Here is a 15073-nt window from a genome sequence, read left to right as displayed (position 1 = left end):
GGGATCAAACAAAGTAAGACAATGATCCTATTTAAAGCATTATTCATGCTAATAACTTTAACGATAAAGACAGCTTGTAACAACGATATAAAAAGAGAACACTCGGAAGCAGAGGTAAAAAAAGCAATGGAGCATCTTATTGATCGAGCTACCAATTATGATATAGAAGCGTTAGAAACTATTTATCATAAAGATTTTCATACCACTTTAGTGCTGCCAAACAATGAAGTGATTACTTATAATAAAGAAGAATTTAAAACACACTTTGCCAAATAAGCTAAAGAGGGGAAAGCGCAGCTTAATACCTGGGCAGAATGGCACGATTTTCACCTGTTGGGAAACACAGCTGTTTGTGTTTTAACCCGCAAACATAGTGGAATGAATGGCGAAGAAATGAAGCTTTTATGTAATATTGAATTAAAATTTGAAGAGGGGCGTTGGCAAGTATTACGTGAAGCAATCTTTCTAAGACCTTTAGGTTGATAGTGACGTTCAAATCTTTGTATATAAGAATAGTATTAATTCATCAAAAAGAGACTATTTATTAAAAAAAAACTTTTTTAATGAATAGTCTTTCGTTTGTTTATTAGTGTGGCTTTGGAATAGCTTTTGAGTGCTACGTTTGGGGTTGTCGTAACATATATTGGGTGCTCGACTAACCCCTTGCTTTATTTAATTTTAATTGTTTAGCTATTAGCTCACTTCGTTCATGAGGTCGCTACGCTTAGTTCGTTCCTCATGAGCGTTTCACTTATAGTTCGCTTTGCTCGTGAGCACTTTGTTATTAATGCGCTATGCTTATTGTTCACTTTGTTTATGAGCCAGCAGGCTGGGGTTGTTTTATAGTTTGTCCTGTACTTATAACTTTTTTATTAAAAAAAATCAAATAAGTTATTTATAATTGTGTTTTTTTAAAATATGAGTGTAGCCAAAACAGCGGAGTATCTAATATATCTCAATGAATATAGGAGTAAATATAGTGAGAGGTGGCGGCGGAAATTTAATAGAGAGTAGGGGAGAAAGCAATTTAGTATTGCTGATTTATAATTCATATTTAACGATTACTTAAGTAAGTACGCAGGATTGATTATGCTTAGTTACTTAATTCTAAACAACGTTCAAACTTAGGTTTGAAATCTTAGACTTTAAACTCAAACATATAGTACAGGGGAATGAAACGATTTGAAATAGTGGATTTTTTAAAAGGGTATTCAATATTTGCGACAATGACTTTTCATTATTGCAGACATTTAAAGCTTTCAAACCCTTTAGAGGGGATCGTATCTTTTGGGGGGACAGGAATTCATCTTTTTATTGTTCTTTCTGGCTTTGGATTATATTACTCCTACATTAGAAAACCTTTGCCATATTTGCCGTTTTTAAAGAAGCGAATTTCCAAAGTTTATGCGCCTTATATTTTTGTAGTTTTACTTTCGGCACTACTTTCTATGTTCATCCCTATTTATGAGAATTCACTATATGCATTAGGGGGGCATATTTTTTTGTATAAAATGTTTGATGAGCACATTATTGGATCCTATGGCTATCCGATGTGGTTTATTTCAATGATTTTACAATTTTATTTTACGTTCCATCTTATTGTTTGGTGTAAATCAAAATTAAAAAACAGAACCTTTTTAATCGCAAGCTTTTTTATTAGCATTAGCTGGGCATTGGTCGTGTTTTTAATGAATAAAGAAAGTGAAAGGGTTTGGAATAGCTTTTTCTTGCAATATTTTTGGGAGTTCTCGCTTGGGATGGTACTGGCAGAAAAAGTATTTGAAAATGAAGGGCTACTTGAAAAAAATCCCAACCAATCGCTTTTATTAATAATAGGGGTAATAAATTGCATCTTCTGTGGTTTTTTAGGAATGAAAGCTGGAGATGTGGGAAAGTTATTTAATGATTTTTTCGCTTTAACAGGTTCTGCTTGCTTAGCCACTTTTCTATATAATGTAAAAATAAAACCGCTAAATCAACTGTTCTTATTTGTTGGAAAAATTTCAACTGCTGTTTATCTATTGCACATACTGGTTATCTTAACCATCACCAATTTATTTGATAATTTAGCTCCTATTCATATAGTGCTGCTTGCAGGTATAACGGTCATTCCTGTATCACTGGTCTATCAGAAGATGATAAATCGTTATTATGCTATTAGAACTAAACAAAAAGCGAAAAAGAGGAAAAAAAGGATCGTCTTTAATATGCAAGAAAATAAAAGGAAAAAACCTAAACTTACGCTTAGATAAGAAGAAAAAGAGCGTTGGCACATTATGAGCAATGACCAATATTATCTGAGGTGTACCCCATTTATAGGACCAGTTTAAGCTGATTTTAAATTTATTAGATATTTTTCTTCCAAAATCTCCTCACAGAAATTTTGGGAGGTTTTGGAAGGGGAATATCGGTCACAAGGACGTTCATCGTCAATCCCCATGTGTCTTCTTTCCCAGTTATATTTGTTAAAATACTTTTTCATTCCTGTATGCAATGCACTTCCATCCAAATACTCTCGAATATAAGCATCTTCGTATTTCACAGACCACCATAATCGTTCAATAAACACATTATCGATACAGCGCCCTTTTCCATCCATGCTAAATTTAATTCCATAATCTTTGGTAACACATTTGACAAATTCTTTTGATGTAAATTGACTTCCTTGATCCGTATTCAAAATCTCTGGCTTCCCATATCTTTCTATCCCTTCTTCTAATGTATTTTTGCACCATAGGGCATCCATCGTATTCGATATTGACCAAGACACTACAAATCGACTATAAAGGTCAATGACAGCAGTTAAATATAGAAAACCCTTTGGCATAGGAATATAAGTAATATCCATTGCCCAGACTTGGTTAGGTCGTTCTATTTTTAAGCCTCTCAGTAGATAAGGAAAAACTTGATGGTCTTCTCCTTTTCCTGGTTTTGACGTCTGTGGTCCTGGTAAAATGGATCGCAAGCCCATTACAGAATAATACAATCGATTAATACGCTTTCGATTCACCTTAAAACCTTTATCCGCCGTCAACCATAAATGCATGGCACGAGCTCCTTTATAGGGATGCTTTAGGTAATGTTCATCCATTAATCGCATCAACTCCATATTTAATTCGCTCTCTTCTTTTGGTTGATAATAAATACCAGAGCGATGAATACCTATCAACTTGCATTGACGGCGAACACTCAAAATTGGGTGATTAGAATTAATATGTTGACGTTTCTCGGACAAGGGCTTTATTTCAACACTTTTTTTAAAAAGTCATTCTCGACTTTTAGCTTACCTATAGTCTGTAAAAGTTTGTCTTTTTCCTTCTCCTCCTCGGTCTGCTTAGAAGTTGGTTTTTCAAATATGTCTTCTGCTCCTTCCAAAAATTGTTTCTTCCAAGTACGAATTTGTGTTGGTGCAAGCTCATATTTTTGAGCTAACTCTGATAAAGTAGATTGCTCTTTTAGAGCCTCTAATACTACTTCTGTTTTGAACTTTGCTGTGAATTTTCTTTTCTTCATAATCACTAATTTAAGCTTTTTTTCCGAACTTAACTAGTGGTCCTATTTTTGGGGTATACCGTAATCAATCCTACTTATTCTTGGGAATGGTTTAGAATTTTGTTGTAACTTTTAAGCTCCTAATAGCCCCAAAGCAATTTCTACTATAGATTTTATAGCTCCTGAGATAATTTTTAAAACGGTTAAAGTTATTCGCCCTCCATTGTATACGATATCTAAGATCATTGTGAATAGGATAGCGACATAAATAAAATATCCAAAGCCTAGATATTTATTATAGACCATTATGTAAATCCAATCTTGCCCAAAGACATAAATTAGAGAACTAAGAAGTGCAGAGGAGAGCAGGAGTGTACTTAGTAGTAGTAGCTCTTTGCCAATGGGTTTTTGTATAAAAAACAGTAGCGACACGAATAAAAATAATATAGCATTAATTCCCGAAAAGATACGAAGGTCATTTTTTAGATTAATTTTTATTTCTTCGTACTTTTCTTCAATCAGCAAGTCTAATTGTTTTTCACCAATCTTAAATTTAGCAATATGATTTTTAGAGAAAAGTGCAAGTTTTTTATACCGACTATCATCAATGGTATAAGTTAATTTATACGCAACAATAATCTCAATTAATTCTGGTAATTCTGGAGCAATGAGTTTTATTAACTGCTCATTTTTAGATTTGAACCCCAATTTTTCGCCAACATTAAACGCAAAATTTATTGTTGATGAAATCCTTTGCTTAATCATCATGCTTTTGACTTCACTTTCAATTTCTTTTTTTATGAATGATTCAGCAGATTCTTCAATGGATTTAGGGGTTAAAAATGTTAAAACAAAAAGAGTCGTAAAAACAAAAAAGAAAAGTACTGTTAAGATCTTTAGGGTATTTTTCATAAATGAGTTTTGAGTATAGAATTTTTATCTTTGAGGATGCTCAGTGCATTAGTTGTAGTAAATTGCTGGAACCCCCAATCAATTTTGACGGAGTTTACCGAATAATGCCTTCTATTTCAGTTTTGAATTCACGGACCTTTGGTAAAGAAACTAAAAATGAAACGCTGCTAATCAAAACATATCCTATAGCTACAATAAAAAAAATACCGCCTAAGAGCACAAAAATAATTAGAAGAAATAGATTGAAAAGAATTTCTTTAATTCCTAGAGGAACCGTGCTAACAACTGCATTTTCATTTTCATCCAAAACGATCCGCACTTTAACCAACGTACTTTTTTTTGCAATGATATATCCTTTTTGATACAGAACAGAATTGCGATAACCAGCTTTTCTTACATCAGAGAAGATTTGTTTTAGGCTTTTTTTTACTAAGTGGTTGTCAAGGGTGTTGTTGTCCATTTAATTAGGTTTTTAGTCTGAGTACAGGGATTCGGTTAGTTGATCAAACTATAGGGGGCTTATCACTATTTTTTAGACCGCTTCGCTGTTAGATTTTAGCGGTTAGACTCCAATAACAGTTCAATTAGAGTCTAACTTCTAAATGTGCAACGGTCTATATCTGAAAAATAGTTCCATTAACCCCTTACTTTATTTAAGTCTAATTGTTAGCTATTAGCTCACTTCGTTTAGCTGCGCTGCTACTACGTGGTGTTACTAGTTCACTTTGTTTGTTACTCGTACCTCGTGAGCCAGCAAGCTGGGGTTGTCCTGTACACAGATAATCATTATTCTTTATAATTTTATTGTTTGACTCCTTTAAAAACGTGGGATATGTCCTCTAGACTATTTCCTGGTGCTCGTTGGCGTCTCTTTCTTTGTTCCAAATGTACAACATCATTTTTAACATGAAAAATGCATACTAGAGAATCAAAAGTATGGTAAATGTTGTTTCCTCCGCCAAAAATTACGGTTTCAGTAGCCATTTTCATTAAAGGCAAGTCGTGTTGATAAGCACTTTGGGTGGTTAGATTGTATTCTGTGATAGAAATAGAGTCCATGCCTTTGGGGCTAATGCTAAATTCATAATCAGTGGTATCGATGTGTTTGGTATATTGTTGATGGCCAGCATATATAGAGGTATGTATTTTACTACCAGTGTATTGACCATATATGTCGCAGCAAAAACTAGGTTTCTTTTCCTCTATTGGGGCTTTAGAACAACGGTTGAAGACAAAAGGTATCGTTAATAATGCTATAAGTAGCCTAATAAAATGTTTGGTGTAAGTTATCATTTTTTTCTTTTTCTTAGCAAGACGTATTGACTCCAAGAAGGGTTTAAAAGTATTAAAAATAAATTTATACTTTTAACAAATAAATATTAAAACGGGAAGAGGTGTTGTTAGCTACTTATTTTTCAAATTGGTTAAAAGTGCTTCTAAAACAGGAGATACACCACCATTTTCTAAGACAATACCCCAACAGAGGGACATGGTATTTTTTATTTCGAAGAAGGAAATAGTTCAACACGGGAATTGTTTGTTAAACGCAAGACATTAGAGCCATCGGTATTCATCGAATAAATTTCACCGTTAGATTCATCTTTGTTAGAAATAAAAAATATTTTAGAACCATCAGGTGCCCAACTTGGCGTGCTGGAATAGGCAATGTTGGAATTGGTTAATTGAGTTTCATTGCTACCACCAGCGTTTATCGTAAATAACTGATAGTAGTTGTTATCAATGGCTTCAAATAATATTTTTGTGCCATCGGCGGATAATGAAGGAAATCGTTCTGGACGAGAATTGTTTGTTAAACGCAAGACATTAGAGCCATCGGTATTCATCGAATAAATTTCACCGTTAGATTCATCTTTGTCAGAAATAAAAAATATTTTAGAACCATCAGGTGCCCAACTTGGCGTACTCGAATAGGCAATGTTGGAACTCGTTAACTGAGTTTCATTGCTGCCGTCAGCGTTTATCGTAAATAACTGATAGTAGTTGTTATCAATGGCTTCAAATAATATTTTTGTGCCATCAGCAGATAGTGAAGGAAATCGTTCTGGACGAGAATTGTTTGTTAAACGCAAGACATTAGAGCCATCGGTATTCATCGAATAAATTTCACCGTTGGATTCATCTTTGTTAGAAATAAAAAATATTTTAGAACCATCAGGTGCCCAACTTGGCATGCTCGAATAGGCAATGTTGGAACTCGTTAACTGAGTTTCATTGCTGCCGTCAGCATTTGTTTTAAATATCTGATAGTAGTTGCCATCATGGGCTTCAAATAATATTTCATTTGTATTGTTTGGGGGAAGATCTTTTTTACACCCAATCCAAAATAAACTGATACATAAAAGAATCAATAAATTGTTTGTTTTTTTAGTCTGCATTTTAGTTCTTTTATTTTAGTGATTTTTCTTTGCTTTATTTAAATTGCCACAAGTGCTAGTAATGTAGCACTTGTAGCATTGATAAAAAGGAACGTTTATTCTTTTATAATTTTATAAACTCCTGTTTCGTTTTGATGGATAACCTTAAGTAAATAGACTCCTGTAGGTAGTTCTCTTAAATCTAGGTTAGTGATTGATCCCCCTGTTGTTAAGGCTTCTACTACTTGCCCATTGATCGTTAATAATTGTAGTCTTATGTTTTCTAATGCTCCTAAATCTATTTGGAGAAACCCTTTCGTTGGATTGGGATAAATATGAATATTAGTATTGCCGATTTTTGTTATGCTTGTATTGGTGACGTTAAAACAGGATGAAGTGTCAGAACAAGCATTTTGTGTAATAATTACCGCATAATTTCCATCCGATGTGGGAGTAAAACTTTGCGAAGTAGCTCCCGTGATGTGGTTATAAAAGGAACAATCTATCCATTGATAAGTCGCTCCAGCTACATTGGCAGTCAAGGTTGTAGCAACTTGAGTTACAGCGGTGTCGATGTTGGCACAAGGACGATATTTTGCTAAAAACATATCCCCAGAAACATTTTCTCCGCCAGAAGGAGCACTTCCTGAACGAGCAGCAATAGAAACCTCTCCAATTCCAAGATCAAAATCATAAGGAGAAGAAAAATCACCTATTGTATAAATGTTATTTAGCTCATCCAAAAATACATCTGAAATTTTAGCAGGAACCTTATTAAACCAATGAAAGGTACCAGAGCTATCAAAACAATTTGACATTGACATCATGGCATTCTTATCGTAATTATTGATTACTAACAAATCGTCCTGACCTAAACCTATAGAAATTAAATTATAATCGTCATAATTGCTTGCATAATCGCTATTGTAAGACTTAAGTTTTTTAACCCAAACTAAATCTCCATTAGAGGTTATTTTTTGGATAAATCTATTCCCATAGGTATTGCTTGCATCTGATGTAGAACTGAGGTTATAAGAACCTGCACTGGGATCAAAATCAACCGTGTACTTAAACTTACCACTCAAATAAATATCGCCTGTTTCTGAAATATTTACAGCTTCTCCTGCACTCCAGCCAGCAATAGAAGGATTTGAGCCTACGCCTTGCATGGATTTTGCCCAAACCAAGTTACCGTTAAGATCCAGTTTTTGAACATACATATCACCAGAATAATTTAAGCCACTTGTCAAATTATAGGTACCTGAATTTGGATCGAAATCTTTTGTTCCTTCAAATAACCCTGTTATAACTAAGCTATTTCCTTCTAAATCCATTGCTCTAACTGCGCCTTCTAGTTCCTTTATCCAAAGCAATTCGCCATTAGAATCTAGCTTAAGTAAAAAATTATTTGTGGAAGTTGTAAATTGATAAGAGGTTGCTCCAAAATTTACTTCTGTTATGGAGATAGAATTATAATGGTTTTGGAAACCAACTACATAGACATTATTATTGGCATCTATTTTAATATCAATCGGGAGGGCAGTGAGTGATTTTATGGTTCCCACTCTTACAAAATCTCCATTTGCGTCCAATTGTAAGACAAAAGTACTGCCATAAGTATAAGTAAGCCCTGAATGCAAATCTGTTGTTGTGTGTGTGTTAGGTCCAGGATCAAAATCAACCGAACCCAAAAAAGAACCTACGATATAGACATTCCCATTGTTGTCTACTTCTATATCGTCTAAATCTTGGTAAGAGGAAGCATTGTAAGTTGTTTTTCCAAAATTTTTCACCCAAATACTAGTCCCATTGCTATCCAGTTTTTGAACAAAAAAATCATTTTCATGATTGCTAACGATGTAATTGGTATTTGCGCTAGGATCAAAATCTACGGAATCGCTAAAAAGACCTGCTATATAAATATTTTTATCCGCATCCGTACACATTGCTAATGGTTTTATTCCTGCCGAAACGCCTCCCCATCCTGCATTAGGAGATTTATGCATTGTTTTTACCCAATCTAGGGCTGGCGGGTTTTGGGCATTTATTTCATGGATAAATAATAGACACAAAAAGAGTGCTAATAGGTTTTTTATTGGTTTCATAATTAATCTGTTTAAGAGTATGTTTGAATTTTATGTATTTATTCATAATTATTTTGTCCATCTACTTATTAAGTAATGAATCTAAATTATTGATAGTTTATTCGAGCAATCTTTTTAATCTTAACTGTGTTGAAAATACTCGCCATAGCTAAGGCTATGACTGTGTTTTTCGCCTTGTTAATATCAAAAATCTTTTACTGCAAATTCTATAAATAATTATAGGTTAAAATTACGCTTAATTTGAAGGTTACACGAATTGAAAAAGGGGCATTGTACAAGTGGTTATTTTGAGAGTACAACTGGGATGTTTGAGAGTATAATTGGATGGTATAGATACTTTATCAGTGCGTACAAGTTAGTAGAAGAAATCATATCTTAGCTAAAACTCAAAAACTGGCAGGAAGGCGAAAAGGAAAATTTAGGAAACATTACCGTTGAAAACAGCGGGTTGTATCACCCAAAAGCGGTTACTGTTTTGGAGAAACCTACGGATTAACGATTTAATAGCTTAAAAAATATGAATAAAGAAGATGTAATACATACAATTAGTGATAAATATGCCCCCTTAAGCAAGGAGTGTAAATCAGAATTTTTTAATAATTCTGAAATATTGATGTTTAAAAAGGGAGAAATTTTGGTTAAAGAAGGGCAATTCTCAGACAAAGCTTATTTTATTATCAGTGGTAGTGCAAGAGCGTACTATCTTTTAAGTAATGGAAAGGACATTACGGACTGGTTTGCATTTGAAAATGACTTTATCTGTGCAATTAACAGCTTTTTTCAAGACATTCCAAGCCCACATTTTATAGAGGTATTGGAAGAAACAAAGCTATTGATCATATCTAGGAATAGTATAATGGGCTTATCCAATAAGTACCACGATTTTGAACGGTTAACGAATAGAGTTGCAACAAAAACAATGTTAAAATTACAGGCTCGAATTGTTGCTATGCAATTCCAATCTGCTAGGCAGAAGTACCAAAATTTGTTGTTAGCTTATCCTGACATTACTCAACGAGTTGCTTTAACACACATAGCTTCCTATATTGGTATTACACTTGAAACATTGAGTAGAATACGTAAGTTGCAAACTCGAATTTGATTTATATCAAATGATGTCTAGAATATTAAATTTACCTTTGTAAATGAAGTTACTTAATAACTGACTCAAAGGAATCAAATCATGGATTTAGTAATAGATTGGAGAACGATTAGGAAACATTTTAATAAGAGTTTTGCGTCAAATTTTTATGTGTCGATCGCTTCAGTTGATGTTAATAATAATCCAACTGTAACGCCTATTGGCTCACTATTTTTAAATGACAATCCAACAGGTTTTTATTTTGAAAAATTTCCATCAAAACTTCCTGTTCACGCAACCACCAATAAAAATATTTGCATTTTAGGAGTGAACAGCAACCGCCTTTTTTGGATTAAATCTTTGTTTAAAGAAAAATTTGATACTCCGCCTGCAATTAAACTATATGGCGTATTAGGAGAGAAGAGAAAGGCAACACAGAAAGAGATAGAGCGATTGAATAGGAGAATGAAGCGAACAAACGCTTTGAAAGGCAATGCCTACCTCTGGAAAAAAATGGATTATGTCAGAGTAATAACGTTTACAAGGGTAGAGAAAATAAATTTGGGAAAAATGACGAGTAATATTTAATAATAAAACGTAATGCATGAATTTATATCTACTAATCGCTGGTATTCTATGTGTTCTTTTGGGAATTGCTCATTCAATTCTTGGAGAATATTTAATCTTTAACAACAAAAGAAATAAGGGAAGCTTAGTTCCTACCAAAGTAGGGGGAGAGTTAAAAGAAAGGCACCTGAGAATAGTATGGGCAACTTGGCATTTAGCTTCTGTTTTTGGTTGGGGTATTGGAGCTATTCTAATAAAAATATCCTTCTTAAACCAACCCAATACAGCAACAATGGATTTTGTTTTGAATTCAATCGTTTGCACTATGCTTTTTTCTTCCTTATTAGTTTTAGTAGGAACAAAGGGAAGGCATCCTGGATGGGTAGTTCTTTTTGTAATAGGAATATTATCGGTTGTTGGAAACTAAACGTATTATAAAAAATGAAAAATTATATCTCAATAATAGGAGGAGGGATAGGAGGGCTAACAACTGCTTTATCCTTTGATAAATTAAATATTCCTTATAAGTTATACGAACGTGCGGAACAAATAAAAGCGGTTGGTGCAGGAATATGGTTGTCGCCTAATGCATTGCAAGTGCTGGAATGGATCAATCCTAAATTGTTAAAAGAAATTCAAGATGCAGGAAATAGTTTTTCTCGAATTTTAGTAGCCGATCACCAATTAAATCCAATATCTGATTCTAAGCAAGATTTTGTTCAAGAAAAGTTTGGGTTTACTACAATGGCAATTCATCGAGGAAAACTACAGCAAATTTTATATAAATACGTACAACAAGATCGTATTGAATTGAATAAAGAATTTAAAAAGTACTCCACCAATAGCGACAAATCAATAACAATAAATTTTACAGATGGCTCTTGGGTAGATACAGATTCTATCATTGGTGCAGACGGCATCAACTCTAAAGTAAGGAAGCAACTCTTTCCCAATAGTCAATTAAGATATTCGGGACAAACCTGTTGGAGAGGGGTTGCAGATTATGATTTAAATAATGAATTAGAATCTGTTGGCTTTACCCTATGGGGGAAAAAACTACAGTTTGGGGTGTCTAAAATTTCCGAAGGAAAAGTCTATTGGTTTGCCGTAAAATTGAGTGCCCCCAATTTACAAGATGATAAGAAAAATCTAAGGCAGCTTCTAACAAATATGTTTGCAGAATTTCATCCTCTTGTAAATCGTTTGATTGAAAATACAGCAAGCGAAAAAATATTTAGGGGCAATCTTTCCGATTTAGAATTGCTGAACAAATGGAATTTGGGAAATATTTGTCTCATTGGCGATGCTGCACACAGTATGACACCCGATTTAGGGCAAGGTGGTGCTCAAGCAATAGAAGATGCCTTTTATCTATCCAATTTTATAGATAAATCTAGTTGTTTAGAAACAGGATACGATGCGTTCTATGCTTATAGAAAATCAAAAGTAGAGAAATTAGTAAAACAGTCAAGATTGACATCAAAAATCGCCATAACAAACAGGTTGATGGAGGTCATTAGAAATTTTATGCTCAAAAATACACCTGAATCTTATCTGAAAAAACAAATGCTGGAATTGTATAAATTGGATAAAACTATTGCTACGCCCCCTATACTCTCCATAAAAAATGATTGTTAAGAAAACAGAGAAACAAAAGAAAAAGCTTATTATTCTAGACTGCTTTGTGTTTAGATATTAGCCCCTATTAGGCTGTTATAGGGGCTTTCAGTAGTAAAACAAATGTATTGCTCCAAGTGTTTTTGATGCTATTATTTGCAATAAAAAGTTTTGCAATAAGTTTCTTTTGAATGTTTTTAGGTGGGCATATGACTGATTGGGAACAAAGTACGCCGCAGAAAGCTGCTATTTTTCTGTAGGAAAAATAAGGTTTTCAGGTGTCTGAGCGAAGCGAGTTTCTGAAAGCCTAAGCTTTCAAGAAGATACTTTGTCCAAGAAGTCATCCAGTCCTAGCGTTTTTGGTTCTTTTTGGGCAATGCAAAAAGAACAACAGGTATTGATTACCCCGCTTTTTGTTATTTTGCCCCCCAAATAAGGGCTAAATTAAAACTTCCAATGTTCAATTCATTAAAAAGAAATAATTGAATTTATTGCTATAGGTTAACAAACAGTATTTTATAGTTTAGTAAAATTGCTAAAATATGTTTTTGTTTTACTACTGAATCACCCTATTTAAACGTATGAATGTAATGATCGAGCAGGCTTGATGTAATACATCAACGGTATAGCTTGATCTAATATCTGAAAAATAGTTCAACAAGGTATTTCCTAAACTAGTATTTTAAGTGCAGGTTAAAGCTCTAGCCCGTTTCTAAAAATCACCAAACTCTCCATTTTTCGGTTAAATCTTCATTTTTTTCATTGATCCCTTTTTCTGTTGCAGCAAGGTTTATTAATTGAGCTAAATACTCTCTTTGATCTGTTTCAATTAGCTCATGATAGCAATCTTCATTCAGTAAATTCAACATGTTAACTGTCGTTTTTATAACAGATAACCCTTCTTTTTTGGATATAACTTTTTCTATCTCTATCAGATAAAAATCTATAATTTTCATACATTTTTTAACATCGTTTTTATCATAAGATGTTGTGCTATCTAGATAATTAATCATGCTTTCTTGAGCATCGTTATAAAACTTTTTAATTTTTGGGTTTTTGAACAAATTCATAATGTTTAGTTTTTAATTTCAATTAGAAGCAATCAATTTTCCTTTTGTGTTTCAAAACAGGCTAAAATTTATTAATGCAATATTTACTCTGGCTTAGTTCTATGATAGCCTATATTTTCATTATAATTGCGCTCTATATCATATATTATCCTTTTCTCTAATAGTATTTTTAAATCTTTATGGCTAAAAGCTATTCTTTTAGCTATGAAGTAGTCCTTGGCATCAAATATATCAAGTATTTTTCCATACTTTAGCGTGTTTTTATAGGTATAAACAGAATCTTTTTGGATCTCAACGACACGGTAATATTCATACTTAGTTTTTCCATAGACTAGTTCTTCGGCTTCTATTTTATAGACATCATTGATTTGTGGTTTTGAAACGAAATTTAACTTTTTCTTTTGATGCGTTAAAAAATACGGTCTTTGTAAAATAATAAAGACAGCAAATAAAATAGCACCTGAAAATAAATAGATAGGAGTTGATGTGTTTGAGAGAAAGAAATCTTCCCTTTCCCTTGAATAACTATGCCTATTACAGTTTTTACAAACTAAATCTACCCATTTTCTTCCCAAAGGAATAACAGGAATCCAAAATAGATGACAATATTCTTGTGATACTTTAAATAAGAGCGTTTTTTTTTGACATTGAGGGCATTTTTTTAATTTGTCTGGATAGGATTTAATTACTTTTTCACGGATACCAGAAATAAGAAACATAATAAAACATTTTAAATAGTATGAGAAAGTATCTACTCTTCAGCAATAAATTTGAATCGTTGAATGGTCTTTCCATCAATTAGGAGCTGTTCAACAAACATATCATAAGGTCGAATCCAAAGAGAGAAATTCCCGTACAGTTGTTGATAAACTACAAACGTTTCTAAGGTTTCAGAATGCCTAGCAGTAGAAATAACTTTATAGTATTTGCCTTTATAATGTTGATACTTGCCCGTCTTTAATTGAATAGGATGCTTCATGTTTAATTTTGATTTAAGGATTAAGTGAATGACTATTTTAATAAATGATCTGTAAAATTTAGCCGTCAATAGATGATCATTAGTTCTGCTTAGTTGCTTATTATCACCAATCGATGTATTTGTCCAATTAGACCATTAAATACTCCCAAAGTAGTGTTGAAATTCGAAAAGGTTGATTTATTGACAAATAGTTTTACAAAAAAGCAATAAAAAGGTAACTTTTATAAACATTTCTGAGCAAAGCAATGTTATTAAGGACATTGATCAATCCCTCCCCAAAAACTTTGTTGGTAGATAATTAAATTTTTAATTGTTTATTACTCCATTAAAAATCACGTAGAACTGAGCTTTGTAAGCTCATGAGTGATAGCCAGCCGCAAGTACCACATAGTAGCAATATAGCTAAAGCTAATTGACAGAATAAATACATCTTTTTTAACTAAACTCTAATACGCTATGGAATACAGCACTAGGTCTCTAAAAATTATCGTTCGACCCGATAATATTGTAGAAGTATCAACTAGAAAAGATTGGGATCAACCTGATACCTTAGAAACGGCTAAAGAGAATGCAGAAGCAATGCAAAAAATAATACGTGGGAAGCGAATGGCGGTACTTAGTTATGTGCCAGATCAATATATCAGCAAGGATGTGATGGCTTATTATGATAGCATTGAAAGTGACGAAGTTGCTAATGCATTAATCGCTAATTCGTTTGGTGCTAAATTAATTGTAAATGCTTTTTTGAGATTGACAGGAAGGTCATTGGGATCTACCGAAAAAGGCAAAGGTCCCATGAAAGTTTTCAGCAAAAAAGAAGAGGCCGTTCGTTGGTTGTTGGAAATTTTAGCTGAAACAAAATAATCACCGCCCCC

The 15073-nt window shown here is 33.2% G+C and carries 17 protein-coding genes; 7 read left to right on the top strand and 10 right to left on the bottom strand.

Features of this window, described 5'->3' with window-relative positions:
* Window positions 1-45 precede the first annotated feature (45 nt).
* Window positions 46-276: a hypothetical protein gene (locus tag AsAng_RS09990; protein ID WP_264792636.1), complete on the top strand. Its 231-nt coding sequence runs from the start codon at window positions 46-48 to the stop codon at window positions 274-276.
* Between the two features lie 896 nt (window positions 277-1172).
* Complete coding sequence (locus AsAng_RS09985; protein ID WP_264792635.1) at window positions 1173-2252, top strand: acyltransferase family protein; 1080 nt, start codon at window positions 1173-1175, stop codon at window positions 2250-2252.
* Window positions 2253-2326: 74 nt separating this feature from the next.
* On the opposite strand, the gene AsAng_RS09980 is transcribed toward AsAng_RS09985, so the two are convergent.
* The 7 genes from AsAng_RS09980 to AsAng_RS09950 form a co-directional block, all read right to left on the bottom strand.
* Window positions 2327-3235: an IS3 family transposase gene (locus AsAng_RS09980; protein ID WP_264792634.1), complete on the bottom strand. Its 909-nt coding sequence runs from the start codon at window positions 3233-3235 to the stop codon at window positions 2327-2329.
* 5 nt (window positions 3236-3240) lie between these two features.
* A complete protein-coding gene (locus AsAng_RS09975; protein ID WP_264791660.1) occupies window positions 3241-3513 on the bottom strand; it encodes a transposase in 273 nt (90 codons plus the stop codon).
* A gap of 111 nt (window positions 3514-3624) precedes the next feature.
* Entirely contained in the window at window positions 3625-4404 is a 780-nt protein-coding gene (locus tag AsAng_RS09970; protein WP_264792633.1) for a hypothetical protein, read from the bottom strand.
* 94 nt (window positions 4405-4498) lie between these two features.
* The gene (locus AsAng_RS09965) at window positions 4499-4864 is read right to left on the bottom strand and encodes a hypothetical protein (protein ID WP_264792632.1); all 366 of its coding nucleotides are present in this window, start codon (window positions 4862-4864) and stop codon (window positions 4499-4501) included.
* 341 nt (window positions 4865-5205) lie between these two features.
* On the bottom strand, window positions 5206-5697 hold the full coding sequence (locus AsAng_RS09960) for a hypothetical protein (RefSeq protein ID WP_264792631.1): 492 nt from the start codon (window positions 5695-5697) through the stop codon (window positions 5206-5208).
* Between the two features lie 206 nt (window positions 5698-5903).
* Window positions 5904-6800: a TolB family protein gene (locus AsAng_RS09955; protein ID WP_264792630.1), complete on the bottom strand. Its 897-nt coding sequence runs from the start codon at window positions 6798-6800 to the stop codon at window positions 5904-5906.
* Window positions 6801-6895: 95 nt separating this feature from the next.
* Window positions 6896-8884, bottom strand: coding sequence for a T9SS type A sorting domain-containing protein (locus tag AsAng_RS09950; protein ID WP_264792629.1), 1989 nt, complete (start codon window positions 8882-8884; stop codon window positions 6896-6898).
* Window positions 8885-9401: 517 nt separating this feature from the next.
* On the opposite strand from AsAng_RS09950, the gene AsAng_RS09945 reads away from it, so the two are divergent.
* From AsAng_RS09945 to AsAng_RS09930, 4 genes are all read left to right on the top strand, one after another.
* Entirely contained in the window at window positions 9402-9986 is a 585-nt protein-coding gene (locus AsAng_RS09945; protein WP_264792628.1) for a Crp/Fnr family transcriptional regulator, read from the top strand.
* Window positions 9987-10067: 81 nt separating this feature from the next.
* Window positions 10068-10553: a hypothetical protein gene (locus AsAng_RS09940; RefSeq protein ID WP_264792627.1), complete on the top strand. Its 486-nt coding sequence runs from the start codon at window positions 10068-10070 to the stop codon at window positions 10551-10553.
* Window positions 10554-10569: 16 nt separating this feature from the next.
* The gene (locus tag AsAng_RS09935; protein ID WP_264792626.1) at window positions 10570-10959 is read left to right on the top strand and encodes a hypothetical protein; all 390 of its coding nucleotides are present in this window, start codon (window positions 10570-10572) and stop codon (window positions 10957-10959) included.
* Window positions 10960-10973: 14 nt separating this feature from the next.
* On the top strand, window positions 10974-12170 hold the full coding sequence (locus AsAng_RS09930; protein WP_264792625.1) for an FAD-dependent monooxygenase: 1197 nt from the start codon (window positions 10974-10976) through the stop codon (window positions 12168-12170).
* Between the two features lie 698 nt (window positions 12171-12868).
* Here the strand turns inward: AsAng_RS09930 and AsAng_RS09925 are convergent.
* From AsAng_RS09925 to AsAng_RS09915, 3 genes are all read right to left on the bottom strand, one after another.
* Window positions 12869-13219, bottom strand: a complete 351-nt coding sequence (locus tag AsAng_RS09925; protein ID WP_264792624.1) for a hypothetical protein — start codon at window positions 13217-13219, stop codon at window positions 12869-12871.
* 83 nt (window positions 13220-13302) lie between these two features.
* Window positions 13303-13938 carry a zinc ribbon domain-containing protein gene (locus AsAng_RS09920; RefSeq protein ID WP_264792623.1) on the bottom strand — a complete coding sequence of 212 codons (636 nt, stop codon included), beginning with the start codon at window positions 13936-13938 and terminating at the stop codon, window positions 13303-13305.
* Between the two features lie 32 nt (window positions 13939-13970).
* Window positions 13971-14198: a DUF1653 domain-containing protein gene (locus tag AsAng_RS09915; protein ID WP_264792622.1), complete on the bottom strand. Its 228-nt coding sequence runs from the start codon at window positions 14196-14198 to the stop codon at window positions 13971-13973.
* A gap of 456 nt (window positions 14199-14654) precedes the next feature.
* On the opposite strand from AsAng_RS09915, the gene AsAng_RS09910 reads away from it, so the two are divergent.
* On the top strand, window positions 14655-15062 hold the full coding sequence (locus AsAng_RS09910) for a DUF7793 family protein (protein ID WP_264792621.1): 408 nt from the start codon (window positions 14655-14657) through the stop codon (window positions 15060-15062).
* The last annotated feature ends 11 nt before the right edge of the window (window positions 15063-15073 follow it).

Origin of the sequence: Aureispira anguillae (genome assembly GCF_026000115.1) — a bacterium.
In the GTDB taxonomy this organism is placed as follows: Bacteria; Bacteroidota; Bacteroidia; order Chitinophagales; family Saprospiraceae; genus Aureispira; species Aureispira anguillae.
Note: the sequence above shows the minus strand (reverse complement) of the source record. Positions and strands in the feature narration are given on the sequence as shown.